This window comes from Leeuwenhoekiella sp. MAR_2009_132, assembly GCF_000687915.1.
Taxonomy (GTDB): domain Bacteria; phylum Bacteroidota; class Bacteroidia; order Flavobacteriales; family Flavobacteriaceae; genus Leeuwenhoekiella.
In genome coordinates, this window is the sequence record NZ_JHZY01000004.1 from 1944445 (window position 1) to 1970797 (window position 26353).

Annotated in this window: 26 protein-coding genes; 13 read left to right on the forward strand and 13 right to left on the reverse strand. The window is 35.9% G+C overall.

Features of this window, described 5'->3' with window-relative positions:
* Positions 1–3: 3 nt before the first annotated feature.
* Positions 4–678 (forward strand): tRNA (adenosine(37)-N6)-threonylcarbamoyltransferase complex dimerization subunit type 1 TsaB, encoded by a 675-nt coding sequence (gene tsaB, locus P164_RS16735; protein WP_028377470.1) that lies wholly within the window; start codon positions 4–6, stop codon positions 676–678.
* A 6-nt stretch (positions 679–684) separates the two neighbouring features.
* Here the strand turns inward: tsaB and P164_RS16740 are convergent, their stop codons facing one another.
* From P164_RS16740 to P164_RS16750, 3 genes are all read right to left on the reverse strand, one after another.
* Positions 685–1542 (reverse strand): mechanosensitive ion channel family protein, encoded by an 858-nt coding sequence (locus P164_RS16740; protein WP_028377471.1) that lies wholly within the window; start codon positions 1540–1542, stop codon positions 685–687.
* 196 nt (positions 1543–1738) lie between these two features.
* A complete protein-coding gene (locus tag P164_RS16745; RefSeq protein WP_028377472.1) occupies positions 1739–1939 on the reverse strand; it encodes a dodecin family protein in 201 nt (66 codons plus the stop codon).
* Between the two features lie 91 nt (positions 1940–2030).
* Positions 2031–2936 carry a NifU family protein gene (locus P164_RS16750; protein WP_028377473.1) on the reverse strand — a complete coding sequence of 302 codons (906 nt, stop codon included), beginning with the start codon at positions 2934–2936 and terminating at the stop codon, positions 2031–2033.
* A gap of 142 nt (positions 2937–3078) precedes the next feature.
* Between P164_RS16750 and P164_RS16755 the strand changes: the two genes are divergently transcribed.
* A complete protein-coding gene (locus tag P164_RS16755; protein ID WP_028377474.1) occupies positions 3079–4071 on the forward strand; it encodes a type IX secretion system membrane protein PorP/SprF in 993 nt (330 codons plus the stop codon).
* On the opposite strand, the gene murI is transcribed toward P164_RS16755, so the two are convergent.
* The 8 genes from murI to P164_RS16795 form a co-directional block, all read right to left on the reverse strand.
* The gene (gene murI, locus P164_RS16760; protein WP_028377475.1) at positions 4068–4862 is read right to left on the reverse strand and encodes a glutamate racemase; all 795 of its coding nucleotides are present in this window, start codon (positions 4860–4862) and stop codon (positions 4068–4070) included. The genes P164_RS16755 and murI overlap by 4 nt on opposite strands.
* Before the next feature lie 71 nt (positions 4863–4933).
* A complete protein-coding gene (locus P164_RS16765; protein WP_028377476.1) occupies positions 4934–5446 on the reverse strand; it encodes an OmpH family outer membrane protein in 513 nt (170 codons plus the stop codon).
* 74 nt (positions 5447–5520) lie between these two features.
* Positions 5521–6471 carry an OmpH family outer membrane protein gene (locus tag P164_RS16770; RefSeq protein ID WP_028377477.1) on the reverse strand — a complete coding sequence of 317 codons (951 nt, stop codon included), beginning with the start codon at positions 6469–6471 and terminating at the stop codon, positions 5521–5523.
* A 33-nt stretch (positions 6472–6504) separates the two neighbouring features.
* The gene (locus tag P164_RS16775; RefSeq protein ID WP_028377478.1) at positions 6505–9090 is read right to left on the reverse strand and encodes an outer membrane protein assembly factor; all 2586 of its coding nucleotides are present in this window, start codon (positions 9088–9090) and stop codon (positions 6505–6507) included.
* Between the two features lie 4 nt (positions 9091–9094).
* Positions 9095–9835: an isoprenyl transferase gene (locus tag P164_RS16780; protein WP_028377479.1), complete on the reverse strand. Its 741-nt coding sequence runs from the start codon at positions 9833–9835 to the stop codon at positions 9095–9097.
* 9 nt (positions 9836–9844) lie between these two features.
* Entirely contained in the window at positions 9845–10534 is a 690-nt protein-coding gene (locus tag P164_RS16785) for a DUF6089 family protein (protein ID WP_028377480.1), read from the reverse strand.
* A gap of 96 nt (positions 10535–10630) precedes the next feature.
* Positions 10631–11515: an NAD kinase gene (locus P164_RS16790; protein WP_028377481.1), complete on the reverse strand. Its 885-nt coding sequence runs from the start codon at positions 11513–11515 to the stop codon at positions 10631–10633.
* Between the two features lie 17 nt (positions 11516–11532).
* Positions 11533–12195 (reverse strand): CBS domain-containing protein, encoded by a 663-nt coding sequence (locus tag P164_RS16795; protein ID WP_028377482.1) that lies wholly within the window; start codon positions 12193–12195, stop codon positions 11533–11535.
* 90 nt (positions 12196–12285) lie between these two features.
* On the opposite strand from P164_RS16795, the gene P164_RS16800 reads away from it, so the two are divergent.
* The 8 genes from P164_RS16800 (at position 12286) to clpX (ending at position 20804) form a co-directional block, all read left to right on the forward strand.
* Complete coding sequence (locus P164_RS16800; RefSeq protein WP_028377483.1) at positions 12286–12999, forward strand: pyridoxine 5'-phosphate synthase; 714 nt, start codon at positions 12286–12288, stop codon at positions 12997–12999.
* On the forward strand, positions 13000–13770 hold the full coding sequence (locus P164_RS16805; RefSeq protein ID WP_028377484.1) for an alpha/beta fold hydrolase: 771 nt from the start codon (positions 13000–13002) through the stop codon (positions 13768–13770).
* Between the two features lie 304 nt (positions 13771–14074).
* Positions 14075–15310, forward strand: a complete 1236-nt coding sequence (locus tag P164_RS16810) for an OmpP1/FadL family transporter (protein WP_028377485.1) — start codon at positions 14075–14077, stop codon at positions 15308–15310.
* Positions 15311–15322: 12 nt separating this feature from the next.
* Complete coding sequence (locus tag P164_RS16815) at positions 15323–16825, forward strand: lipase (protein WP_028377486.1); 1503 nt, start codon at positions 15323–15325, stop codon at positions 16823–16825.
* Between the two features lie 87 nt (positions 16826–16912).
* Positions 16913–17254 carry a phage holin family protein gene (locus tag P164_RS16820; RefSeq protein ID WP_028377487.1) on the forward strand — a complete coding sequence of 114 codons (342 nt, stop codon included), beginning with the start codon at positions 16913–16915 and terminating at the stop codon, positions 17252–17254.
* Positions 17255–17348: 94 nt separating this feature from the next.
* Positions 17349–18671 carry a trigger factor gene (tig, locus tag P164_RS16825; protein WP_028377488.1) on the forward strand — a complete coding sequence of 441 codons (1323 nt, stop codon included), beginning with the start codon at positions 17349–17351 and terminating at the stop codon, positions 18669–18671.
* A gap of 151 nt (positions 18672–18822) precedes the next feature.
* Positions 18823–19497: an ATP-dependent Clp endopeptidase proteolytic subunit ClpP gene (clpP, locus tag P164_RS16830; RefSeq protein ID WP_028377489.1), complete on the forward strand. Its 675-nt coding sequence runs from the start codon at positions 18823–18825 to the stop codon at positions 19495–19497.
* A gap of 74 nt (positions 19498–19571) precedes the next feature.
* Positions 19572–20804 carry an ATP-dependent Clp protease ATP-binding subunit ClpX gene (gene clpX, locus P164_RS16835; protein WP_028377490.1) on the forward strand — a complete coding sequence of 411 codons (1233 nt, stop codon included), beginning with the start codon at positions 19572–19574 and terminating at the stop codon, positions 20802–20804.
* Between the two features lie 66 nt (positions 20805–20870).
* On the opposite strand, the gene P164_RS16840 is transcribed toward clpX, so the two are convergent.
* A complete protein-coding gene (locus P164_RS16840) occupies positions 20871–21818 on the reverse strand; it encodes a TolB family protein (RefSeq protein ID WP_028377491.1) in 948 nt (315 codons plus the stop codon).
* A gap of 132 nt (positions 21819–21950) precedes the next feature.
* Entirely contained in the window at positions 21951–23480 is a 1530-nt protein-coding gene (locus P164_RS16845; RefSeq protein ID WP_028377492.1) for a GH3 auxin-responsive promoter family protein, read from the reverse strand.
* Between the two features lie 98 nt (positions 23481–23578).
* Between P164_RS16845 and P164_RS16850 the strand changes: the two genes are divergently transcribed.
* From P164_RS16850 to P164_RS16860, 3 genes are all read left to right on the forward strand, one after another.
* A complete protein-coding gene (locus P164_RS16850) occupies positions 23579–24376 on the forward strand; it encodes a DUF2797 domain-containing protein (protein ID WP_028377493.1) in 798 nt (265 codons plus the stop codon).
* Positions 24377–24533: 157 nt separating this feature from the next.
* Entirely contained in the window at positions 24534–24893 is a 360-nt protein-coding gene (locus tag P164_RS16855; protein WP_028377494.1) for a BlaI/MecI/CopY family transcriptional regulator, read from the forward strand.
* 2 nt (positions 24894–24895) lie between these two features.
* Positions 24896–26350 carry a M56 family metallopeptidase gene (locus P164_RS16860; RefSeq protein ID WP_028377495.1) on the forward strand — a complete coding sequence of 485 codons (1455 nt, stop codon included), beginning with the start codon at positions 24896–24898 and terminating at the stop codon, positions 26348–26350.
* Positions 26351–26353: the final 3 nt, after the last annotated feature.

The window sequence follows — 26353 nt, forward strand, 5'->3', positions numbered from 1 at the left end:
TTTATGGCACTTATACTTTGTATAGAAACTACTACAACAAATTGTTCGGTCGCATTAGCTAATAACGGAGCAGTTATAGCACTTAAGGAAGACATGGGGCTCAATTACTCCCATGCTGAGCGATTGCATATTTATATTCAAGAAGTTTTTGAAAAGGCTGGCGTAGCTCAAAGTGCATTAGACGCTATTGCGGTGAGTAAAGGTCCTGGTTCCTATACAGGTCTGCGTATAGGAGTAAGTAGTGCTAAGGGCTTATCATTTGCACTTGACATCCCTTTAATTGCTACAAATACGCTCAAAGCTCTTGCAATGCAAGCAAGAGTTAGTGATGCTAAATATATTATACCACTTTTAGATGCACGTAGAATGGAGGTCTATAGCGCTATTTATGATGCAGATTTTAATGAATTGCGTGGTATCGAAGCACAAATAATAGATGAGCATTCGTTTAATGATTTTTTAAATGCGGGGAAGACCGTATTTATTGGTGACGGTGCAGAAAAGCTACAACGTATTAACAAGCATCCAAATGGAAACTTTGTTTTAGAAGCACTACCATCTGCAAGGGAAATGGCATTATTAGCAGATGCTAAATACAAAATAAGCGACATCGAAGATGTCGCTTATTTTGAACCATTTTATCTTAAAGATTTTCAGATAAATAAGCCTAAAAAATAGGTTTTATTATTTTGCACTAAAAGAAGCACCACTCTCATTAAATACGTGTACATCACGTTGTGGGAATGGTATAACAATACCTTGTTCTTCTAATCTTCTTTTTCCTTCCTCTAAAACATACCAGTGCAGTGCCCAGTAATCATCGTTTGTAGCCCAAAAACGTAGCGATAGATTTACAGAGCTATCTGCTAATTCGGTAACTACGATCATTGGCTCAGGATGTGGATCGTGTAAAACAGTCTCTTGCTCATTCACTAATTTTAGCAAAATATCTTTTGCTAATTTGATATCACTATCATAAGAAATTCCCCAGGTCTGTGCATTACGACGAATTCCTTGAGATGAAAAATTAATTATATTATCGTTAGAAAGTTTGCCGTTAGGAATCACAGCTTCTTGATTTCCGAAAGTAATTAATCGTGTATTGAAAATTGAAATTTCTTTTACTGTACCGTCAATTCCCTGTGCAGAAATCCAATCACCTACTTTAAATGGTCTTAATAGTAAAATAAGTACTCCACCTGCAAAATTTGCTAAAGATCCCTGTAATGCTAAACCTATTGCTAAACCGGCAGCACCTATAACAGCAACGAGGGATGCAGATTCTACCCCAAGTTGAGTGACAACTAAAACAAATAAGAGTATTTTAAGTGTCCAGTTTATTAGATCTGCTATAAATTTTTCTAATGTTAAGTCGTAATCTTTTTTGTCAAAAAACTTTTTTACAAGACGGTTTATGAATTTGATGATATAAAAACCTATTACCAGCATTAACACTGCTGCTATTAGGCTAGGAAGAAAATCGATAATCTTATCTCCAAATTTTTTAATGTAGTCCTCGTAATATTGGGTATTCAATTCCATAAATAACTTTATTTTGAAGCAAAGGTCTTGTATAGCGCAGATATAAAAAAAATACAAGTGTTTAAATATCGTTAATTGTTAAAATGCTAACATAATTCTAATTCAAAATATTTTTTGAGCTAATAGATTATTATATAAAATAAAAATCCTGTAACCAAAAATGGAAACAGGACTTCATAATACTTGATTTGAATTTTTATTTTACCTCAAAAGTAATCTTTACGTTTACTCTAAATTCTGAAACTGTATCGCCGGTAACAACTGCACTTTGCTCGTTTACATAAACCGAGCGTATGTTTTTAATTGTTTTTGAAGCTTCTTTAACAGCATTTGCTGTTGCTTGCTCCCAGCTTTTATTTGAACTAGCTAATAATTCTATAACTTTTAAAATTGCCATAATCGTTGATTTTATTAATTATTGTGATTTCTGTTGAATTTACAATATTATGCTCAATTTTTCAGCTATATTTTAACTAATCTATTAGTAATTATCCGTTTATGGCTTCAACACTGTTGATTTTACCCTTCAGCATTTCTTTTAACATATTTTCAATTCCATTTTTTAATGTAAATGTTGAGGAAGGACAGCCACTACAAGCTCCCTGTAATACAACTTTTACATTTTTAGTCTCCGGATCGTAATTTTTGAAGAGAATATTTCCACCATCACTTGCTACTGCAGGTTTTACGTATTCTTCAATAATATTGGCTATCTCTTTAGAAATATCGTCTAAATGTTCAAACTGGGCTTCTTTTTCCTGTTCAACAAGTTGAGGCGTCTTTTTAAAGTTTTCTGATAAGATTTCTTTTCCGTCTTCAATATAGTTTTTGATAAACTCTCTTACTTCCTGAAAAACATTATCCCAATCTGCAACCTCGTATTTATGAATACTAACATAGTTAGAATCCATAAAAACTTCCTTTACAAACGGAAAACTAAAAAGTGCAACAGCTAAAGGTGCATTTTTAGCCTCATCAATATTTTTAAATTCAAGAGTCTCTGTAACTAATTTTTTATTAGTTACAAATTTAAGTGCAGCAGGATTAGGTGTACTTTCTGCATAAACGGTAACCGGTATTTTTTTAGCTGAAGCAGCATCCTCAATAATAACAATTCCGTTGTCATTAAGAAAGTCTTCAATTTGCTGAGAGAGTTCATTTTGAACGTCTATCCAATCAACAATGCTAAACTTTTCTATAGCGATGAAATTTTGTGAAATATAAACCGTTTTCACAAAGGGAAGATAAAAGAGTTGCTGTGCCAAAGGTGAATTTTTGGCCTCATCAATATTTTTAAATTCGTAGCTGTTGTGATTAACAAGAAATGAACTTGCCTGAAATTTTTTTATCGCAGGATTTGATGTAGATTCTATAGAGATGCTAAAAGTGCTCATATTATAATTTTGATGCAAATTTAGCTAATTTAGAACTCTTATAATTTATTTTTAGAACTCTTAAACGCAATCTACCTAATAAATTAATTAGATTTACATCTTGCACCCTGTGTGTTAATGACCTAAAATCCATATTGTTATTTTGAAGAGATTTATAGTACTATTTTTTTTGATTTTTGGTCAATTTATTCAGGCACAAGAAGGCATACCGGTATATTGGGATTATTTGACAGATAACCTGTATTTGTTGCATCCTTCAATGGCGGGCGCTGCTAATTCTAATCAGGTTCGATTAACTGCGCGCCAGCAATGGTTTGATATAGAAGATGCCCCTAATTTATATACAGCAGCCGTAAATGGTAGGATAGGAGATAAAGTGGGTCTTGGAGCTATTTTGTTTTCTGATGAGAATGGTAATTATTCGCAACGTGGAGTATATACAACTTTTGCCTATCATTTATTATTATCTAGAAATTATATAGATCTCAATCAATTATCTTTTGGGCTGAGTGTAGGATTGCTACAAAATACCTTAGATGAAAGCTCCTTTGATCAAACTGATTTTGATCCTGTAATTACCGGTGGTAGCCAAACTGATAATTACTTTAATGTAGATCTTGGGATGTCCTATTACTTTCTTGATTTTTATGCACACGCTACAGTCAAAAATATTCTCCCCAGAAACAGAGCCATATTTACACCAGAGTTAGAGTCTAGAAACCAGCGTCGTTATCTGGCTTCTGCAGGTTATGTGTTTGGTAAATTTGATAGCCCGTGGAGCTATGAGCCTTCTTTAATGTTACAGGCTACAGACGAGACTAAAGAAGTTTCTCTAGATATAAATGGCAAAGTGTATCATAAATTTGATTGGGGGAAACTTTGGGGCGGCTTGTCTTACAGAAGAAATCTTGATGGTGCTCAATATCGTAACGGAGATGGATCTATATCTAATCAAAAATCACAATATTTGAGTCCATTTTTAGGGGTTACTTACGGAAACTTTTTAGTAGCATATACCTATTCATATCAACAAAATGATATTGTAATTTCAAATGGGTTTCACCAGATTACGCTAGGTTATGACTTCGGAAAGAGGCGGGAACAGTATGAGTGTAATTGCCCCGCAATAAATTAAAAGTCTAAGAAAGCAACTTCCTTATTTATTTCTTTTTCAGTATCTGTGAGCTTTTGTAATACTTCAATATTCGCATTGCTATACAAAATATGATTTCCTAAAAGTTCACGGGTATTTAAAAGGTTGTTTTTTGTTAGAATATTTTTTGTCTGCAAAGCGACGGCTTGCCCAGAATCTATTATTGTTACATCCTGAGGTAAAATTTTACGTAAAACAGGTATTAAGTAGGGGTAGTGACTACATCCTAAAACCAGGTAATCTATATTTTGATTAATCATAGGCTGAAGATAATCTTCGAGTAGTTTGTACATTTCTGTAGATTCTATTTTATCTGCTTCAATTAGCTCTACAAGCCCTTTTCCTACCACTTCAATAACATTAAGCTCACTTGCATACAATTCTGATGTTCGGTGGAACAAGGAGCTGCTGAGCGTTCCTTTAGTTGCTAATATACCTATAGATTTACTTTTTGAAGCAAGTGCAGCCGGCTTTATAGCTGGCTCTATTCCTATAAATGGGATGTCATAATTATTTCGAAGAAAATCTATGGCATTAGTCGTGGCAGTATTACAGGCAACAACAATTAGTTTGCAATTGAGAGAAATGAGTCTCTGTGTGTTCTTTATTGATAAATCAATAATATGTTCTGGTGATTTTTCTCCATAAGGGGCGTTTGCAATATCTGCCAGATAGATTGTATCTTCATTAGGAAGCATCCTAATAATTTCTTTCCAGATAGAGGTGCCACCTACACCGCTATCAAATACACCTATTGCTTCTTTGTTTCTCATAGCTCAAAAATAAAAAAAAACTGCCCTACCGAAATTAATCGATAGGGCAGTTCATTAATAGTTTGAAGGTATTAGATACCTAAATCTTTTTTAACATCTGCCATAAGATCATAACCGTCTGCTAAGATAAGACCGGTACCGGTTGTGCTATCTAAAACATACTTATAACCTTTAGCACGCGCTACTTTTTGAATAGCTAAACGAGCTTTTTCAACTATAGGTTGTAAAGCTTCAGATTCTTTTTTCTGAAGATCTCTAAGTGCGTTTTGGCGGTACTCCATAATCTTGTTACGAGTTTGCTCTACCTCAGCCTGACGCTGTAAATTAGTTTCGTCAGTTTGGCTTGTAGCTTCATTTCCGTAACGCTCCATTGTTTTCTTTAGCTCATTAGCCATGTTTGTCATTTCGGCATCATACGAGCTTTGTAATTTCTCTAAATCTGCTTGTGCTTGTTTGTACTGTGGCATTGAAGTTAACAATTCTTGAGTAGCAATATGAGCAACTTTAAGATCTTGAGCCTGCATAAATCCTGTTGTTCCTAAAATTAAAGCTATGGCTACAACTAGGGTTTTAACGTGTTTCATTTTAAGTGATATTAAGTGTTTAATTATTTAAGTTTTGAGGGGCCATTATTAAACCTAATGGCAAGGTATTATTTTTAATTAATTGAGTCTTTAATTTTTTTTCTAGATGCTAATATTGAATCTTTTCTGCGTTGTCTTTCTTCTAAAATTTGCTGTCTGCGTTGCTCAGGGGTTAATCCGTCTGCACTTTTAACTCCATTAGGAGGTAATCCCGGCGGGTTACCTGCATTTCTGGTACCGCTTCTGGCATCTCTAATAGAATCTTTTTTACGTTGACGCTCGTCTAATAACTGCTGGCGGCGATTGTCAAATTCTTTTTGTTTTGCTGCCTGTACAGAATCACGTAGTGCTCTTCGTTCTTCAATTATGCGTTCGCGTTCAGATAACTTTGCAGCATCTTCTGCTTCTCTTGCTTCACGCTCTCTCACTTCCTCTAGATCTAAAGACTCATCACGTGCTAATTGCTCTCTGTCTGCTTTAGAATTTACCTGACTGCGTTTTGAAGAACGTTTTATACTTAATAAGACCTGATCACTAATGTCGTTACGTTTATCTGCATACAACATTACTAAATCTGCAGATTTATCAAAAACAAAATCATACTGTCTATTAGCAGAAATTTCCTGAACCGCATTAAAAACCTGATCCTGTATAGGTTCAACTAAAACACTACGTTGTTTCATTAAGTCACCTTGGGGCCCAAATCTCTTTTGCTGATATTCTAAAATTTCGTTCTGAAGAAAACGTATTTCTTCTTCCCGTTCTTTTATAAGTTCTTGTGTTAATAGAACACGCTCATTTTCTAAAGCCGTCTTCATTAAATCAATTTCCTTATTGCGTTTTTCAATTTCATCTTTCCATCCTGCGACTTTAGAATCTAATTGGTTTTGAGCTTCTTGATATTCAGGAACATTCTCTAGAATGTAATTCATATCAACATAACCTATGCGAATACTACGTTGTGCTTCTGCCAAGAATCCCGTAAATAATACGGTTAAGCTTAGTAAAATAACGTTGTTTCTCATAGTTAAGAGTATATTAGAAAATATCGTGCCAAATTAAAATTGTTGACCAATTATAAAGTGAGTTTCCCATCCGTTAGGGCCACCTACTGTTCCTGGTATAGGATCAAACCCATAACCGAAATCAATACCTAGAAGACCAAACGCTGGCATATAAATACGTACACCGGCACCGGCAGATCTATTCATTAAAAACGGATTGTAATCTTTAAAATTATCAAAAGATGATCCTGCTTCTCCAAACACTAAAGCATAAATAGATGCTGAAGGTTTTAAAGTTATCGGGTAACGCAATTCAAATTCAAATTTATTAAAAACGGTAGCACCATCACTTGCATCCAGGCTAGAATTATCTACACGGTCCTGAGGAAGTACAGATTGATTAGGATATCCTCGTAATCTAATTACTTCTCTACCATCAAGAGCAAAACCGCCAAGACCATCACCACCTAAGAAAAAGCGGTCAAAAGGAGGAATGCCTCTGTCGTTATTATAGGCTCCTAAGAAACCAAATTCAACTTTAGAACTTAATACTAATTTACCTACCAAAGAAGTAAACCATTGTCCTTCAAACTTAATTTTATAGTACTCTAACCAGTTAAAACGCTCTTGGTCAATTTGTGATATTTCAGTTTGATCTGCAACAGGATCTAAAGAAGCACGGGTGTCGGCTAATTCTTTGTAATCTGTTCCATTCCAAAGCGAGTAAGGAGGTGTTAATTTTGCAGTTAAATTAAATTTAGATCCTGTACGTGGGAAAATAGGGTTAACATCACCTTCATTTCTAGAAATTCCTATTGTATATGCTAAATTTTCTGAAGAGCCATTACCAAAGGTAAATAGACCTACATTATAATTTCTTAAATCAAAATGTTGAAAGCTTATAGCATGTGAAATCGTAAAGTAGTTATCAGGAACCTCAAGACGCTTAGCAAGCCCTATAGAACCACCGGTAATTAAGAATCTACTGTCTTTATCTGGTCGTGCATTATTACCACCATTAAAGTTATAACGATACTGTATACTGTGCGAAAAGCTTAGTTGTAATTGTACCGGTTTTTTGCCACCTAACCACGGTTCAACAAGTGAAGCGCTATAAGTTTGATAGAAAGTACTGGCCTGAGCTCTTAAACTAAATTTCTGACCATCACCCATAGGTAAAGGTTGGTAGGCATCTTTATTAAATAAATTCTGAATAGAAAAGTTATTGAAAGAAAGACCTAAGGTACCTACAAAACCACCACCACCATAACCACCTTGTAGTTCTATCTGGCTGGCTCCTTGCTCAACTAAAGCGTAGTTAATATCAATAGTGCCGTCGTAAGGGTTTGCATTTAAAAACTGAGGATTTAATTGCTCAGGATCAAAGAAACCGGTCTGGCCTAATTCTCTGGTTGTTTGTAAAACGGCTGCTTGGCTATAGCGTTGACCAGGTCTGGTACGTAAATTACGGTAGATAACACGATCTTTAGTCTTGTCATTTCCTGTGATTGTAATACGGTCAAAATAAGCGAGCTTACCTTCTGTAATACGTATTTCAAAATCTATAGTATCGTTTTCTACATTTACTTCAACTGGGTTAATAGAAGAAAATAAATATCCGCTGTTTTTATACAAATTAGAAAGGTCATCTGCATTAGGATCGCCGTCTTTTGCGATACGCTCCTTAAGTAAAACACCATTGTAAACATCACCTTTCTCAAGACCCAACTGGCGGGCAAGTTCACGATCTGAATACACAGTATTTCCTAAGAAATCAATGTCTCCTATGTAATATTTGTCACCTTCTTCAAGACTTATTTTCAATGTGATTAAATCTTCGCCACTGTGAATTAGAGTATCTGTAACAATACGTGCATCTCTGAACCCGTTTTCTTTGTATTTATCAACAATTGCAACTTTGTCCTCGTCGTAGTTTTCAGAAATATATTTTGAACGTTTCCAGAAACGTATAAGGTTTTTCTGCTTCGTGTTTTTCATCTGCTTACGCAGTTTAGCATCAGAAAGCTCCTCGTTTCCTATAAATTCAATGTCTTCGATTTTAACACGGTCACTAAGCTCTACGTTAACTAACATATCTACACGCTGTGACTCTGTAGTATCTTTAGTAGGTCTTGTTAGTATGGTTACTTTAGAATTTAAATATCCCTCTTTCTTATATTTATTTTCAATATAATACTTGGTTTTAGTTATTAAGTTTTCAGTAACCTTTGTTCCTTTATTAAGATCATTATCTTTTATAATGTCTTTTGTTTTCTTCTCTTTAATACCGGTTATTGTAACCTTATTAAGCTCGGGAACTTCTTCAATCTCAAATTTGAGATCTACTTTATCACCATTAATAGTGGCATATAGATTTATATCACTAAAAAGATCTAAATCCCATAGTTTTTTAATGACATTACTAATACGATCGCCGGGAAGATATACAAGGTCTCCGCTTTTGAGACGCGTAAAGGCAATAACGGTTTGCTCGTTATACTGTTTTGCACCTACAACAGAGATAACCCCTATCTCGTATTGCTTACCATTAGAAACCGGTAAATCGTTTTGTGCTGTTGCTGTTGTAAAACTTATACAACTTAATAAGAAGGCCAAAATTAACCCTGTTTGTTTAGCCATCTGCTTAATTAATTTGCTCACTCGTCTTTCCAAATCGTCGTTCTCTTTTCTGATAATTATAAATTGCTTCGTACAGATGTTTTCTTGTGAAATCTGGCCAGAGCACTGGTGTAAAATAGAGCTCGGCGTAGGCTATCTGCCATAATAAAAAATTACTTATGCGTTGTTCACCGCTGGTGCGTATAAGTAAATCAACATCAGGCAAATCATGAGTGTACAAATGTTCCTTAATGACTGCCTCATTTATTAAATGTGGCGAAATTAGGTTATTTTTAACTTTAAGACTTATTTCCTGCACTGTTTTTATGAGTTCCTCCCTAGAGCCATAGCTGAGTGCAAGCGTTAATCGTAATCTTGAATTATTTTTAGTTTTTTCTATAACCTCGGTTAATTCACGTTGAGCTTTATCAGGTAAACTAGATAAATTTCCTATTGCGTGAAGAGATATGTTGTTGTCCTGAAGTGTTTTAATTTCCTTCTTTAAGGAGGAAACTAAAAGCTTCATCAAGGTGTCTACTTCGAGTTTTGGACGATTCCAGTTTTCTGTTGAGAAAGCATAGAGTGTTACGCAAGGAACACCAAGTTCTGCACAAGCCTCAATGGTTTCTTTAACCGCCTTTGTGCCTTTCTGGTGACCTTTAACACGTAATAATCCCTGGTTTTTAGCCCAACGACCATTACCATCCATAATCACAGCGATGTGTTGGGGTAGTTTATCGTGATTTATTTCGTCTAAAAAATCCATTATATATACTTAAAAGCCGCAATAACACGGCTGCCTTCCAAAGGTATAGGTTACTGTAAAACCTGTAAACATATACCAATCTTTATTATTTATGTTACCAAAATAATTAATGTTATCACCATCACCGGGATAGCTTCCATCTAAATTATCTGTAAAGGTATAGCGCGCTCCTACTTCTGCAGCAACTACTATAGATGTTGTCACTAATGCCTTAAACCCGATAACCATTGGGATTGCAATATTTCCTTCAGAACCTATATTAACCAGTGCATTTTGATCTGGGTCTAAGGCAAAATTGTCGTGGTAAAAGTAAGTAAAACCGCTATATAAATAAGGAGTAGCAGGTTTACTGAAACTTTTATGCATATCAAACTCCCAGAACGTGTATTCTATACCTAAAGAAGCTTCAATAAATGTAGAGTTAAATTCATAATCGCGCTGTTGCCTTCTTGCGTCATCACTATCGCTATCTGCAGCTTCTAAATTTGCAACCACGACACTGGCTCTAAATGCGTGACGCGGACTACGATTCCATTTTGCAATACCACCTATGAAAGGGGCGTTAGGAGCTATGTAATTTGATTTTCCTACATCACCTATAAAATTAGTACCCCCGCCATACAAACCTATTTCATAGGTCTGGGCCTCAACAGCTAGGTGACAGAGCAAAGCAATTAGTAAAATTGATAAATACCGCATAGGTTTTAAAAGTTTGCAAATATAGCAATATTGTTTACGCAGACTCAAAATGATTCTGTAGTCTTTTGGTAAACAAGATAAGAGCGTTTTTATTGCCTAGTTGCGCTTGTCTTCACCCCAAAGTAGTTTTTTTCTGAGGGTGGTTAAGAACGTGTCTTCTTCTAGAAGTACCAGCTTAATTTTGAATGGTGCTTTGGTAAGTGTGATTTCTGTTTCAATAGGGAGTGTGGCTATTCTCGAATCTAACGATACAAGGTGCTCGTGTTCTCTACCACTTACTATTAATTTTATCTCGGTTTCGTCAGGAACTACAATGGGTCTTGCATTTAAATTGTGTGGTGCTATAGGTGTTATGATAAAACTAGAAGTCATAGGGGTAATAACCGGCCCACCGCAACTTAAAGAATAACCTGTAGAACCTGTAGGTGTAGAAATGATTAAACCGTCTGCCCAGTAATTTGTTAATTTCTCTCCGTTTAGATAAGTGTCTACAGAAATCATAGATGTTGAGTTCTTTCGGCTTACGGTTACTTCGTTTAGAGCAAAGTTTAACTCTTCAAAGTTTTCATTAGGGCTGGCAGTTTTGATCGCTATTAGCGAGCGTTCAGAAATACTATAGTTATTTTTCAGTATTTCTTCAACAGAACTTACCAGTTTTTCTTTTTGAACAGTAGCTAGAAATCCTAATCGTCCTGTATTAATACCTACTATAGGTATGTTTAAATCGCGCACATAGGTAACGGTTTGCAGTATAGTACCATCACCACCTATGCTAAAAAACAAATCGTAGCTTGTATCTAGCTCTTCAAAAGTGCTAAAGTGTGAATATGTTTTATTAATGTCGTCATTCTCGTGAATAAGACGCAAAAAGTTTTCTTCAATAATAACTTCGACACCTTTCTGATCTAGCAGATCGAGTAACTGTTGTACATAATGTCCTGAATTCTCGTGGTAAAATTGACCGTAGATACCTACTTTCATATGGGGCAAGTTTAAACTTATATGTTTAGGTACTTTTCAAGGTATTGAGAGCGTTCCCTCAAATCTTTTATAAAGGCATCTTCCTGATGTTCTGAAATTACCACATAGCCATAGCGTCTAAATGCTTGAAGAATGGTATTAAAACTAGTATTGCCTCCTATCTTGATTGATATTTGAGCAACCTCGTTTTTGATTTTTGAAATAAAAGCTCCTAATACTTTACCATCATTGCTTTCAACAATTTGGCTTATTTCGCTAAAACTATAATCGTGAATACCGTGTTCAATAACAAGAATGCTTCCGGGTTCATTTAAAAAAGGAGTGTTGTTGAAATAGGTCATCACATCTGCCAGCTCATAATATCCAAGATAAGCTCTCGTAGTTTCATCAAGAACAGGCATTAAATTCGTGTTATTTTGAGCAAAAGCTTCTAAAACATTAAGCCAGTTTGTATCTGTGCGCACAAAAAAGATTTCATACATATGTGCATTGTCTGCTATAACCCCATCAGCCTCGTGGCAATGTACATCATTTTCATTGAGGCATCCTACGTAAACACCTTCTCTAGTAATAGGTACGTGTGAATAGGTAGTTTGGCTAAAGAGTTCTTGCGCATCTCCCATAAGAAGGCGCTCATCTATAGGGTCTATATCTTTTATTATGAAGTCTGTTATTTTCATAGCTTAGGCTAAATGCAATTTAATTAAAAAAAAGTAAGGTGTTAGGCTGTGCTACTTCGTATTTTTGCAAGCAAAGTTACAATTATTGAAATGACAAAATTAAGTGTAAATGTTAATAAGATAGCCACTTTGCGTAACGCAAGAGGCGGTGATGTTCCTAACCTTATTAAAACCGTCAAAGATATAGAAGGGTTCGGCGCACAGGGTATTACGATTCACCCGCGGCCAGACGAGCGACACATACGGTATCAGGATGCTCGTGATTTAAAAAATGTGGTTAAGACAGAACTTAATATTGAAGGAAACCCGGTAGAAAAGTTTATTAACCTCGTGTTAGAGGTGCGTCCAGATCAGGTAACACTTGTGCCAGATTCTGTAGATGCAATTACCTCAAATGCCGGTTGGGATACTGTAAAAAATAAGATTTTTCTGAAGGAAGTTATAGACGAATTTAGGCGTAACGGAATACGAACGTCGATATTTGTAGATCCTATTCCTAAAATGATTGAAGGAGCAAAGCTTACAGGTACAGACCGTATAGAGTTGTATACTGAAGATTTTGCGACACAATTTAAAAACGGACAGTTAAGCGCGGTTAAGCCTTATGTTGAGGCCGCTTTACTTGCTCAGGATTTAAATTTAGGTTTAAATGCGGGACACGATTTATCATTAGATAACATTCAGTTTTTTGCAGATAGTATACCAGATTTACTAGAGGTTTCTATAGGGCATGCATTAATTGCTGAAGCGCTTTATAATGGTTTAGAACAAACTATTAAATCCTATTTAAAAGCATTGTCATAGATGATTTTACACAGTAATATTTCTGGAGAAGGTAAGGCTTTGGTTATTCTACACGGTTTTCTGGGTATGGGAGATAATTGGAAAACACTAGCTGGTCAATTTGCAGATTCGGGTTACGAGATGCATTTAGTTGACCAGCGCAATCACGGCAGAAGCTTTCACAGTACTGTTTTTAATTATGAAGCGCTTGCGGAAGATTTAAAAGCATACTGTGATGATAAAGGGTTGACAAAAATTATTCTTTTAGGGCATTCTATGGGCGGTAAAACTGCCATGTTGTTTGCTATGCGTTATCCAGAACTAATAGATAAATTAATAATTGCAGATATAGGTCCTAAAGAATACCCACAGCATCATCAACAAATTCTCGAAGGTTTACAGGCACTGTCAGCTAGTTCTGAAGCTAGATCTTCACGTGGTGATGCAGATACTTTTTTAGAGGCCTATATTTCAGACTGGGGTACGCGCCAGTTTTTATTGAAAAATTTATACTGGCAAAAAGATAAAACACTTGCTTTACGTGTAAATCTTCCGGTTTTGGTAAATGAAATAGAGGCAATAGGTGAAGCACTTCCTACGCAAACTATATTTGAAGGTGATACGCTTTTCTTAAAAGGAATGAAATCAAATTATATTACCGAAAGTGATGAGAATTTAATACACGCTCATTTTCCTAATGCTGAAATTATAGGTATTAAAGATGCCGGTCACTGGTTGCACGCAGAAAATCCCGAAGATTTTTACGACGCAGTCTTAAAATTTTTAAATTAGGAAGACTAGATACGTAGAACGATTTTTTGCCAATGATTTGTTATTTTATCGAATAGTAGGATTGATTTTAGTCCTATTCTCAATGGCGTTTTGTAATTTTTAATTGAGAATGAAAATTTTATACGGTTAAGATTAATAAATTATTAAGAATAGTTATTACAACTCCCGAATTTTTCATAAAATTGCTTTCTCATATTTATTATGCATACATAATAAATATCGTGATAAACCTGCTTAAAATTTATAAGATTCCTAATTTTAAGCGTTCAAAATTTAGATTTTAATTTTTAAACCCCTTTAAAGCATGAAGAAAATTTTATTTACGTCTTTATTCTTGTTCTCTTTCGCTACAACGTTTGCGGGAGGCTATAGAGTAGGACTTCAAGGGCAAAGAGCTCTTGCGATGGGTCACACGGGTGTGGCTTATGTAAACAGTGCTGAGATTGCATTTTTCAATCCGGCAGGTTTAGTATATTTAGAAAATAAGATAAATGTTTCAGCCGGTGGTTTTGGCGTTTTTTCTGATGTAGCCTGGCAAAACACAAGTACGGGTCAATATTCTAGTACAGATAGCCCGGCAGGGACTCCTTTTTACTTATATGGTTCGTATGCGTTAAATGAAAGACTCAGTTTAGGTCTTGCAATTTATACACCTTACGGTAGTGGGGTAGAATGGCCTACAGACTGGGCGGGATCACACTTGGTTAATAATATTGATCTTGCTGCAATATACATTCAGCCTTTAGTTTCCTTTAAAATTAGTGATAAATTTAGTGTAGGTGGTGGTCCTATCTTTGTTACCGGTAGCGTTAACTTCAATAGAAATGCAGATAGAACATTAACAGATTTAGAAGGAAACCGATCTAATATAACCGTTGACGATTCTGGTGTTACTAACTGGGGCTGGTCTGTAGGAGCAATGTTTAATGTATCTGATAACTTTACGCTAGGTGCAAATTACCGTTCAGAAATCATATTAGAATCTACTGAAGGAACTGCAACATTTGCAAACTTCCCAGACTCTCCTTTAGTGCCTGCTAATGGTGATACAAGTTTCACAGCTTCGCTGCCACTTCCTGCAGAGTTAACAGTTGGTGCAACTTACGAGCGCGAAAAATGGGCGTTCAACGTAGATTATACTCGTACCTATTGGGATGTTTATGAAGATCTTGATATTGTTTTTGGTAATGGTCGCGAGTCTATAAATCCACGGAATTATAAAAATTCATCATTGTACAAATTTGGAGTAGCGTATGAAGCAAGCGAAAAATTCTCGTTAAGAGCTGGTTATTATTTTGATGAGTCACCAGTGCGTTCTGGTTATTTTGCTCCAGAAACTCCTCGTAATGATGGTAACGGATTTACTGCCGGACTTTCTTATCAGGTTTCTAATAGCTTTGCAATAGATGCATCTTTCTTATATCTGCGTTTTAAAGAAATTGATGAATCCTACGATTATGTAAGTGATGGTTCTTCTTTTGGAGGTACTTATAAATCAAGTGCATTTGTTCCTGGGATTGGTTTAACATATAAAATGTAAAAAATAGAAATGATGAGAAATTATATAAAATATATGGCGCTGTCTGCCGTGTTATTAACAGCGTGTGAGGCAGAGTTAGACAATCCTATCGAAGATGGTGGGGTTTATACAAGTGGTTCTGCAGACTTTTCAAATTTTGTTTCTGTAGGTAACTCTTTAACATCAGGGTATGCTGATGGAGCATTATATCTTACAGGACAACAAAATAGTTTTCCTAATATTCTTGCAGGTCAGTTTGCATTAGCCGGAGGTGGTGAATTTAAGCAGCCCCTGGTAAATGACAATCTTGGCGGGTTATTAGCGGGAGGTAATCAAATTACTGAAAATCGTTTTGTATTATCGGTAGGTGCCAGCGGTAATCCTGGTCCTGTACGCCTAAGCGGATCACCAACTACAGATATCTCAAACGTACTTACAGGACCGTTTAATAATATGGGTGTTCCTGGAGCTAAAAGCTTTCATTTAGTAGCACCAGGTTATGGTAATATTGCCGGTGTTGCTGCAGGAGCTTCAAACCCTTATTTTGTTCGTTTTGCTTCAAGTGCAAATGCAACTATTATCGCAGACGCTGCTGCTCAAAGTCCTACTTTCTTTTCGCTATGGATAGGAAATAACGATATACTTAGTTACGCAACCAGTGGTGGAGTAGGTGTAGATCAAAAAGGAAATTTAGATCCCTCTACTTATGGGGCAAATGATATTACAGATCCTCAGGTATTTGCAAGTGTTTATTCTCAGGAGTTAAACGCACTTACTGCAACAGCAACAGGAGGAGTAGTGTTTAATATTCCTGATGTAACTTCTATACCTTATTTTACAACTGTTCCTTATAATGCTATTCCTTTAGATGCTGCAACGGCAGCTGGAGTTAATCAGGCGTATGCGCAATATAATGGCGGGATGGCACTTTATGCATCAGGAGGAGCTATAACTGCAGCAGAACGTGATGCACGAACAATAAACTTTGTTGAAGGTCAAAATGCTGCTGTTATCTTAGACGAGAGTCTTACCAATTTACCAAATCCTGCAGCTCCAGGCACATTTTTACCAAAGCTTAGACAGGCAACACCAGATGATCTATTCGTATTAACTGCTTCAAGCATATTAGGTACTCTTGCAAATCAAAATGATCCTAACAGTGTTATAGGTGTAGGCGCACCTGTAACTGATCAATATGTTCTAACTCCTTCAGAACAAGCATTAATATTTGCGGCACAGGCATCTTATAATACTACAATTGCTGCTCTAGCTCAGGCTAATGGTTTAGCTTTTGTTGATGCTAAGGCAATTTTAAACCAGTTAGCGACAGGGGGTATTACATTTGATGGAGGGTCTTTAACATCAACATTTGCAACAGGTGGTGCTTTTTCTTTAGATGGTGTACATCCCACTCCTAGAGGTTATGCGTATCTGGCCAACCAGGCGATTCTGGCAATTAATGCAACCTATGGTTCAACAATTCCTACAGTAAATGTGGGTGATTATAATACAATTTCAGTAAGTCAAAGCAACTAAACTGTAATTATTTAAAATGCAATTTTGAAGAAATCGCTGCTCTAATGAGCGGCGATTTTTTATTTTAGGGTAAAATATTAAGATATTATGAAAACTCTTGTAAAATTAATTCTAACCGCTCTTGCAGTAATTTTTTTAGGGTATTTACTTCCGGGTGCCAGTGTAACTTCATTTATGACTGCGCTAATCGTGGCTGTAGTAATTGCACTATTGCGACTAATAGTTAAACCCATTCTCGTGGTTTTGACATTGCCTATAACCGTGTTAACATTTGGTATTTTTTTATTGGTTATCAATGCGGTTATTATACTACTTGCAGATTATTTTGTGAGCGGTTTTGCAGTAGATGGATTTTGGTGGGCGCTAATTTTCAGCCTTCTTTTGTCGCTCTTTCAATCGTTACTTTTTGCGTTAATTAAAGAAGAATAGAAGTCAACTGAACGCCAAAGCCTTAAAACTTTGTAAGGATGCAAAAAAGATGTACTTTTGCACTCCAAATTTTATAGGAAAATTCCACTAGAAGATGAATATTACACGAGAGAATATTGATGAGTTAAATGCAGTATTGAAGATAGATATTGCTAAAGAAGACTATAACGAGAAAGTACAAAAGGTACTTAAAGATTACCGTAAGTCTGCAAACATTCCTGGATTTAGAAAAGGTCACGTACCTATGGGGCTTGTTCAAAAGCAATATGGTAAGGCGATTTTAGTTGATGAAGTAAATAAGCTTTTACAAGACAGCTTACAGAAATATCTTACAGAGGAGAAGCTTGATGTTTTGGGCAATCCATTACCTAAAGATCAAGGAGATTTAAATTGGGATTCTGATGATTATTCATTTGAATTTGAGTTGGGTTTAGCTCCTAAGTTTGAAGTTGATCTTAAGCCAAAAAAGGCTATTAAAAATTATACAATTGTTGTTGATGAGGCAATGGTTGATAATCAGATAAAAACGATTCAGAAGCAATTCGGAAAACTTACCAGTAAGCAGGAAGTAGCTGCTACAGATGAGGTTTCAGGTAGTTTTGTAAACGAAGAAGAAGGTTTTGATAAGAAAACCACTTTTGAAGTAGAAAAACTAAAGGGTAAAGCTAATACTTCAGCTTTTGTAGGAGCAAAAGTAGATGATGTCGTTACCGTTTCTACTAAGGGTCTATTTAAAGAAGCAGGTGATTACAGAACATTCTTAGGTTTATCTGAAGAAGAGGCTACAGAGAAAAACCTTGAAGTTTCTTTTAAGATTGAAGAAATCAATCACAGAGAAGCTGCAGACTTAGATCAGGAGCTTTTTGATAAATTATACGGTCCTGGTGTAATTAACAGCGTAACCGAATTAAAAGATAAAATTAAAGAAGAAGGAGAAGGTCAATTTAAACAACAGAGCGATCAGCAATTGCTTAATGATGTTACCGAAGCTTTAATTGAAAATACAAAATTTGATCTTCCGGCAGAATTTCTAAAAAAATGGATTCAGCGCAGTGGAGAGAAAGAACTTACTGCTGAGCAAGCTGAAGAAGAATATGCACGTTCTGAAAAGGGATTGCGTTACCAGCTTATAGAAGGCAAAGTTATTTCAGAAAACAAATTGCAAATCACCTTCGAAGAGATCAAAGCGTATGCTAAAGAAATGATCAAAGCCCAGATGGCTCAGTTTGGTCAAAATGATCCGGCAGATGAAGAGTTAGAAGGTATTGCGGCACGTATTTTAAGTAATCAGGATGAGGTTAAGCGTCTTTCTGAGCAGCTTATGAATAAGAAATTGCTTGATTTCTTCAAAGAAAATGTGAAGCTAGAAGAGAAGGAAGTGACCTTTGACGCATTTGTGAAAGAAGTTTACAACTAGTAATTCTCTGATATAAATAGTATATTTAGGCGTTTTAACTGTAAGGTTAAGACGCTTTTTTTTACTAAGGATATAAAGGTGTTACTCGCACCTTTTTTAATGAAATTTAATTTTAGGATTATAGTGAACCTAGAACTTTGAAAAGATAACTATGAATTACTCAGAAGAATTTAAAAAATACGCAGTTAAGGATCAGGGTATAAACAGCATGTATTATGATAAAATCATGAGCAGCATGTATCCTGTGGGGCTTACCCCAAATATTATAGAAGAGCGCCAGATGAATGCGGTTGCTATGGATGTGTTTTCACGTCTAATGATGGATCGTATTATATTTTTAGGTACAGGTATTAACGACCAGGTGGCAAACATTGTACAGGCACAATTATTATTCTTAGAGAGTACAGACGCTTCAAAAGATATTCAAATCTATATAAACTCACCGGGAGGTAGTGTTTATGCAGGACTTGGTATTTATGATACGATGCAATTTATAAAACCAGATGTAGCGACAATTTGTACAGGAATGGCAGCCTCTATGGGAGCTGTTTTACTGTGTGCAGGCGCAAAAGGTAAACGTAGTGGATTAACCCACTCACGAGTTATGATTCACCAGCCTATGGGTGGGGCACAGGGTCAGGCCAGTGATATAGAAATCACAGCAAAAGAAATACTAACCCTTAAGAAAGAGTTATACAATATTATAGCTAAGCACTCAGGGCAGTCTTACGAAAAAGTCTATGAAGATAGCGATCGTGACTACTGGATGAAAGCAGATAAAGCACTTGAATACGGAATGATTGATGAGATTCTTGCAAGAGAATAACATTAGTTTAGTACTAGTTGAAGTGAATTAATACTGGTTTTTAAATACTTATTTAAAAATCGAATTGAAGAATTATGGCGAAAGAAGAATTAGAATGTTCCTTTTGCGGCAGGAAAAAGCCGGAAACAAGTTTGCTTATTGCAGGACTTGATGCGCATATTTGCGATAGATGTATAGAACAGGCTCACGGAATCGTTCTGGAAGAAGCAAAAGACACTAATAAAAAAGGATTAAACAGCGATCTTACATTAAAGAAACCTAAAGAAATTAAAGAGTTTCTTGATGAGTATATCATAGGTCAGGACTTTACAAAAAAGGTGATGGCTGTTGCGGTTTACAATCATTATAAGCGGCTGCTGCAACCAGATTCTGATGATGATATTGAGATACAGAAGAGTAATATTGTTATGGTAGGTCAGACCGGTACCGGTAAGACGTTAATGGCTAAGACCATTGCAAGAATGCTCAATGTACCTTTAGCTATTGTTGATGCAACAGTATTAACTGAAGCAGGTTATGTAGGTGAAGACGTAGAAAGTATTTTAACACGACTATTACAGGCAGCAGATTATAATTTAGAAAAAGCAGAACGTGGTATCGTATTTATTGATGAGATTGATAAAATCGCTCGTAAGGGAGATAATCCTTCAATCACACGTGATGTAAGTGGTGAGGGTGTGCAACAGGCGCTTTTGAAACTTCTGGAAGGTACCGTGGTAAATGTGCCGCCAAAAGGGGGGCGTAAGCATCCAGATCAAAAATTTATAGAGGTTAATACAGAGCATATTTTGTTTATTGCAGGTGGAGCCTTTGATGGTATAGACCGTGTAATTAGTAAGCGTCTTAATATGCAGGCTGTAGGTTTCAGCGCAAGTAAGAGCGACGATGTAATAGAGCGTGATAATCTACTTAAATATATTATACCTAAAGATCTTAAAGACTTTGGTCTAATACCTGAAATTATAGGAAGGTTACCTGTATTAACACATATGGATCCTCTTGATGCTGCAACGCTTAGAGCAATTCTTACAGAGCCTAAAAATGCAATTATCAAGCAATATGAAAAGTTATTTCATATGGATGATATTGAATTTGAAATTACAACAGATGCCCTTAATTATATTGTTGAGAAGGCAATTGAGTACAAATTAGGTGCTCGGGGATTACGCTCTTTATGTGAAGCTATATTTACAGATGCGATGTTTGATCTGCCAAGTTCAGATATATCTTCTTTTAAAGTAGATAAAGAATATGCGGAATTTAAATTGGAAAAGTCTACGATAAAAAAACTGAAAGCAGTTTCTTAATTTTAGATTATAAATAAAAAAGGGCTGTTACTCGAGTAACAGCCCTTTTTTTATGTGTTCTATTTATTACGGCTTCACCGAAAAACTATAAATATTTGGGTTTTTGCTCAATGCATTCTTGTTAGAGCTAAAATACCCTGTAGTTTCTGAGGTGGTAATAAAGCCAAATTCATCAAAAGTGCTATTTATACTAGAGCCTAGATTTTTTGCTCTGCTATAGTTTCCAGAGCTTACATAACATTGAAACAAATCAAAACCTCCATAACTTTCTTTTCGGTTTGAGGCAAAATAGAGCTTGGTGTTGTTGACGTTTAATGTTGGGTAGTTTTCATCATGTTCACTATTAATAAAAGCTCCTAGATTTTCAGGTTTACCTACTATTCCATTTTTAAAAACTGTCACAGCATAGATATCATACCCACCATAACCACCCGGCATATTACTCGCGAAATATAGTTTTTTACCATCTGCACTTAACCAGGGATTTTCAATAGAGTATTTGCTATCTGCAAGAACAATTAATTTTTCATTTTGCCAGGATTTGGCAAATTTATTTGATCGTTCTGCAGTGTAGATTTGATAACTATTTGGTCGTTCGGGCGAAGTTTTTGTGAAAAAGACGCGGGTTTCATCTTTTGAAAAGGTGATTCCCCCGTGATTATCTGTTCCCATAAATGCATCTTTTAAAATATGCGGTTGTGACCAGTTATTATCATTTTTTGTAAATCCTATTAGCTTAAAATCACTTTGATCTAGTATGGTGGTGGCGCCGCTTCTGGCTGATCCTATTTTGCGTTTTGACACTACAATAAGTTCATTTTGAAAAATACAACTGGCGTACTCAAAGGCAGCGGTGTTTAAGGTAAGCTCCTCGGTTTCAAAAGCAATATCGGCTTCAGCGGTATGGTTTATTTCGGGAGATGGGTTTGGTAGAATTGTATAAGCCAGATCGCCTTTTTTAGACTTACTTTGGCCCAGCAGTAACAAAGAGTGTAATGTTACTGCTAGCGTCAAAGTTGCTATCTTCTTTAAGTAAGCGTGATGTGAGTTATGATTTGTTAGGTTCAAGTTAGGAGAAGTTTAGAACGTAAAATAATATTTTGGCTAAAGTGTTTTAATATTCGTTAAAAGTAATGGCCTATTAACTTAATGATGATAGGAGGAAGTGTTTAGCGTTAAGAGTTCGTCAACAAACTCTCTGGTGTTGCTTAACCGGGGTATTTTATGTTGACCTCCTAATTTATTTTTAGACTTAAGCCAATCGTAAAAAAGATTTGTACGAGCATAATGTATAGTGGGTGGATTAAGAGTCATGTTGTTTTTGCGTTTTGCCTCATAATCACTATTAATTTCCTGAAGAGCGACGTCAAAAATGCGGTTAAATTGATCCTTATCTTTTGGTTCAACTTTAAATTCTATAAACCACTCGTGAGCTCCTTTTTCTTTATCAATCATAAATATTGGGGCTGCGGTATAATCTATAATTTCAGATTGTGTTAATGCGGTTGCTTTCTTCAAAGCCATTTCTGCGTTCTCAATGATTAACTCTTCTCCAAACGCATTAATATGATGTTTAGTGCGCCCACTCACGCGTATTCTATAGGGGTTAACCGAAGTAAAACGTACCGTATCGCCCACTTTATAACGCCATAAACCCGAATTTGTAGTAATAACAATCGCATAGTTTTTACCTACTTCAACTTCAGAAAGCGGTATGATTTTTTCACCTGCCAGACCGTATTGATTCATAGGTATAAACTCGTAGAAAATACCGTAGTCAAGCATAAGCAGTAAATCATTAGAATCATTTTGATCCTGAAGCGCAAAAAATCCTTCCGAAGCATTATAAATCTCGTAATATTTAAAATTAGGATTGGGAAAGAGCTTGTGATACTGTTGTCTATAGGGTTCAAAACTTACCCCACCATGAAAATAAACTTCCAGGTCTGGCCAAATTTCCATCAGCTGATTTTTACCTGTAGTTTCTAAAATATTATTTAGCAATACCAGCATCCAGGAGGGTACACCTGCGAGGCTGGTTACTTTTTCTTCAATAGTTTCTTGTACGATGGCTTGCATCTTTACTTCCCAGTCACTCATTAAAGAAACTTCATTGCCGGGAGTACTGCTAAATTCTGCCCAGAAGGGCATATTGTCTATAAGTATTGCAGAAAGGTCGCCATATGACGTGCCGTTGCTCTCATATAGGCGTTTGCTGCCTCCTAATCGTAAACTTTTCCCTGTAAATAATTTTGAATCGGGATTGTTGTTGAGGTATACACACAACAAATCTTTACTGGCAGCATAATGGCAGTCCTCAAGAGACTCTGGGCTTACCGGGATGTACTTACTTTTTGCGTTTGTAGTACCGCTACTTTGTGCAAATAACTTAACAGGCGAGGGCCAGAAAATATTATTTTCACCTTTGCGACCGCGTTCTATAAGCTCCTGAACTCCTTCATAATTACGCACAGGTACCTGCTCTGCAAAATCTGCATACGAGCGTATATCTTTAAAGCCATATTGTTTTCCTATTTCGGTGTTCCGGGCTTTTTGAATCAATTTATGTAATAGTTCAAGCTGAACATCGTGAGGATATTTGAGAAACAATTCCATCTGGTGGATGCGTTTTTTGAGAAACCAGCTGGCGATAGAATTGACTAAAGGTATGGGCATTTGTTAGTATATTTGAGCACTCATTCTTTGTAATTAGCGAAAAGCGCGACTAAAATTAAGTTTTTTTTAACTCAAACAAATCAAGTAAGATTATTTTTATGCAATATCAAGGAGTCCTCACAAAAATGCAAACCGAACTTGATAAACCTATTCAATATTATTTAGTTTTTGAAGATGATTTTATTCATGTAAATCAGCTCTTAGACAAGGAAATACGTATAGAATTTTTAAAGTATCAATGTTTGGCATGTGGGAAAAATAAAAAGATTTATCGACAGGGATATTGCTATGATGATTTTTATAAAGTACCTCAGGCTGCAGACTGGATAATGCGCCCAGAATTGAGCAAAGCACATCTAGATGAAGAAGATCGTGATCTTGATTACGAGAAAAAAGTGCAATTGCAACCCCATATTGTTTACCTCGCAAACTCAAGCAATATCAAAGTAGGGGTAACCCGTAAATCGCAGGTGCCTACCCGATGGATTGATCAGGGAGCACACGAAGCAATTGAAATCGTAGAAGTGCCTAACCGCTATCTTGCCGGCATTACTGAAGTTGCCTTAAAGGAGTATATCGCAGATAAAACCAACTGGCGTAAAATGCTAAAGAATGAGATTGAAGATGAAGATCTTGTCGCTAAGCGTAATAGTTTAAAACAATATATACCTTCAGAAGCGCTAGAGTATTATCTAGAGAACAATCAAGAGACGCATATAGAATTTCCGGTATTGCAATACCCTACAAAACTTAAAAGTCTCAACCTCGAGAAAACTTCAGAGTATCAAGGGAAACTCAAGGGTATTAAAGGGCAATACTTACTATTTGAAGACGGTACTGTTTTTAATGTGCGCAATTCAGAAGGTTATGTGGTAAGTATTTCTGTTTCCGCATAAAATAAATTTAATACGCTCTTTTAACAGATCTAAGCTGATATTAAATCGGCTTGGATAAACTTTTTTTAAATATATATAACTAATTTGTTAGTTTAACTAAATAATTAGTTATATTTGAAGTGTTCAACAACTACTAATCCCTAATTAGATACTTATTATGAAACAATTAACCAAGGCAGAAGAAGAAGTAATGCAGATCCTTTGGGATCTTAAAGAAAGTAACGTTGCAGCAATAATTGATGAAATGCCAGAGCCTAAGCCGGCATATAATACAGTTTCTACCATTGTACGCATTCTAGAAACTAAAGAGTTTGTAGGATTTAAAAAGCAGGGTAGAGGTCATATTTATTTTCCGCTGGTAGCCAAATCTGAGTACAGTAGTGCTTCGATGTCAAAAATGGTAAACGATTATTTTAACGGAAGCTTTAAAAGCATGGTTTCGTTTTTCGTCAAGAAAAAAGAAATGAGTGCAGGTGAACTCGAAGCTATTTTAAAGGAAATTAATAAAGACGACTAATTATGATACGATATATACTTGAGGTTATTGTATTTCAGACATTGTTTATTGCAGTGTATCAACTTTGGTTGCGTAAAGAAACGTTTTTTAATGTCAATCGCGCTTATTTGATAAGTACAGCATTAGTTGCTTTTGCTTTGCCATTCATGCAGTTTGAACTGTTTCAGAATCAAATTCCGCTACGCGAAAATCTGCAAATGCTCCCCGAAGTGTTTATTGGTAGGCAACCCATTCAAAATAATCAGTCATATGCAGTAGAAACGGGAATAGATTGGGCGTTTATAAGTATCCTTATCTACGCTGCCGGAGCACTTTTTAGTGCAGGAATCTTGTTCAGAAAATATCAGGAGATCAAGAGGTATTTCCGCTTTAAAAGAAAATCTGATGGTAATGTGATCACCATTCCTAATAGCGATGCAGCATTTACCTTTCTGGGAACCATATTTCTAGGTGATAAAATTGCTGCGGAAGCTAAAGCCCACATTCTTGCACATGAAGAAGTGCATTTAAAGCACAAACACGGGGTAGACCTCTTCTTATTTGAAATCTTGCGGGTAGTGTTCTGGTTTAATCCACTGGTATATATCTATCAACATAAAGTAGCCGAATTGCACGAGTTCATCGCCGATGCCCACGCCACTAAAAAAACCGAAATCAAATCCTATTACAATCAGTTGCTCAATACCGCTTTTGGTACGCAACATATTTCATTCATCAATACATTTTTCAATCATTCATTAATCAAAAAACGAATCGTTATGTTACAAAAAAAATCAAGAAACAATGCAAAATGGAAGTATCTACTCGTACTTCCGCTCATCGCCGGGATCCTTACTTATGTTGGATGTACTGATGATAATGAACTTAATAATGATACTGCTGATATCAAAATAGAGGGAGATGTATCAAAAAAGGCAAAAATCACTTTATATGCTAAAGAGGATATTGATGAAAATACATATAATCTTTTAAAAGAAATTGAAGCTAAATATGATGGAGATGTTCAAGTGGTGGAAGGTGTTACGGAAGCAATAGCGCTAAACGAAATTCCTGTAGGTGAAGGTGTTGAAGTGTTAGAAAGTCAAAATCAAGAGGTTATCAACGACATTCCTTTTGCAGTTATTGATGAGGTTCCTACGTTTCCCGGTTGTGAAGGCTTAACTAATAAAGAGAGAAAGGCGTGTATGTCTGGTCAGGTTGCTCATTTTGTAAATAAGAATTTCAACATAAAATTAGGAAAAGAATTAGGTCTTACCGGCGTAAACCGAATTTACGTACGCTTTAAAATTGATCAGAAAGGTAATATTATAGATGTAGCTTCTCGAGGGCCTCATCCTAAACTTGAAGAAGAAGCAAAACGTGTAATAAATCTTTTACCTCATATGACTCCGGGCAAGCAACGTGGTGAGTCTGTAAATGTATTGTATTCACTACCCATTGTATTTCAGGTGCAGTAATTC

Coding starts and splice junctions, on each gene's coding strand:
- P164_RS16765 (WP_028377476.1), bottom strand. CDS start 5,446: ATGAAACACGTTAAAACCCTAGTTGTAGCCATAGCTTTAATTTTAGGA.
- P164_RS16785 (WP_028377480.1), bottom strand. CDS start 10,534: ATGCGGTATTTATCAATTTTACTAATTGCTTTGCTCTGTCACCTAGCT.
- P164_RS16790 (WP_028377481.1), bottom strand. CDS start 11,515: ATGAAAGTAGGTATCTACGGTCAATTTTACCACGAGAATTCAGGACAT.
- clpX (WP_028377490.1), top strand. CDS start 19,572: ATGGCGAAAGAAGAATTAGAATGTTCCTTTTGCGGCAGGAAAAAGCCG.
- P164_RS16770 (WP_028377477.1), bottom strand. CDS start 6,471: ATGAGAAACAACGTTATTTTACTAAGCTTAACCGTATTATTTACGGGA.
- P164_RS16815 (WP_028377486.1), top strand. CDS start 15,323: ATGAGAAATTATATAAAATATATGGCGCTGTCTGCCGTGTTATTAACA.
- P164_RS16820 (WP_028377487.1), top strand. CDS start 16,913: ATGAAAACTCTTGTAAAATTAATTCTAACCGCTCTTGCAGTAATTTTT.
- P164_RS16810 (WP_028377485.1), top strand. CDS start 14,075: ATGAAGAAAATTTTATTTACGTCTTTATTCTTGTTCTCTTTCGCTACA.
- P164_RS16775 (WP_028377478.1), bottom strand. CDS start 9,090: ATGGCTAAACAAACAGGGTTAATTTTGGCCTTCTTATTAAGTTGTATA.
- clpP (WP_028377489.1), top strand. CDS start 18,823: ATGAATTACTCAGAAGAATTTAAAAAATACGCAGTTAAGGATCAGGGT.
- P164_RS16860 (WP_028377495.1), top strand. CDS start 24,896: ATGATACGATATATACTTGAGGTTATTGTATTTCAGACATTGTTTATT.
- P164_RS16845 (WP_028377492.1), bottom strand. CDS start 23,480: ATGCCCATACCTTTAGTCAATTCTATCGCCAGCTGGTTTCTCAAAAAA.
- P164_RS16805 (WP_028377484.1), top strand. CDS start 13,000: ATGATTTTACACAGTAATATTTCTGGAGAAGGTAAGGCTTTGGTTATT.
- P164_RS16750 (WP_028377473.1), bottom strand. CDS start 2,936: ATGAGCACTTTTAGCATCTCTATAGAATCTACATCAAATCCTGCGATA.
- tig (WP_028377488.1), top strand. CDS start 17,349: ATGAATATTACACGAGAGAATATTGATGAGTTAAATGCAGTATTGAAG.
- P164_RS16740 (WP_028377471.1), bottom strand. CDS start 1,542: ATGGAATTGAATACCCAATATTACGAGGACTACATTAAAAAATTTGGA.
- P164_RS16855 (WP_028377494.1), top strand. CDS start 24,534: ATGAAACAATTAACCAAGGCAGAAGAAGAAGTAATGCAGATCCTTTGG.
- P164_RS16800 (WP_028377483.1), top strand. CDS start 12,286: ATGACAAAATTAAGTGTAAATGTTAATAAGATAGCCACTTTGCGTAAC.
- murI (WP_028377475.1), bottom strand. CDS start 4,862: ATGAGAAACAAAGAAGCAATAGGTGTATTTGATAGCGGTGTAGGTGGC.
- tsaB (WP_028377470.1), top strand. CDS start 4: ATGGCACTTATACTTTGTATAGAAACTACTACAACAAATTGTTCGGTC.
- P164_RS16795 (WP_028377482.1), bottom strand. CDS start 12,195: ATGAAAATAACAGACTTCATAATAAAAGATATAGACCCTATAGATGAG.
- P164_RS16850 (WP_028377493.1), top strand. CDS start 23,579: ATGCAATATCAAGGAGTCCTCACAAAAATGCAAACCGAACTTGATAAA.
- P164_RS16780 (WP_028377479.1), bottom strand. CDS start 9,835: ATGGATTTTTTAGACGAAATAAATCACGATAAACTACCCCAACACATC.
- P164_RS16745 (WP_028377472.1), bottom strand. CDS start 1,939: ATGGCAATTTTAAAAGTTATAGAATTATTAGCTAGTTCAAATAAAAGC.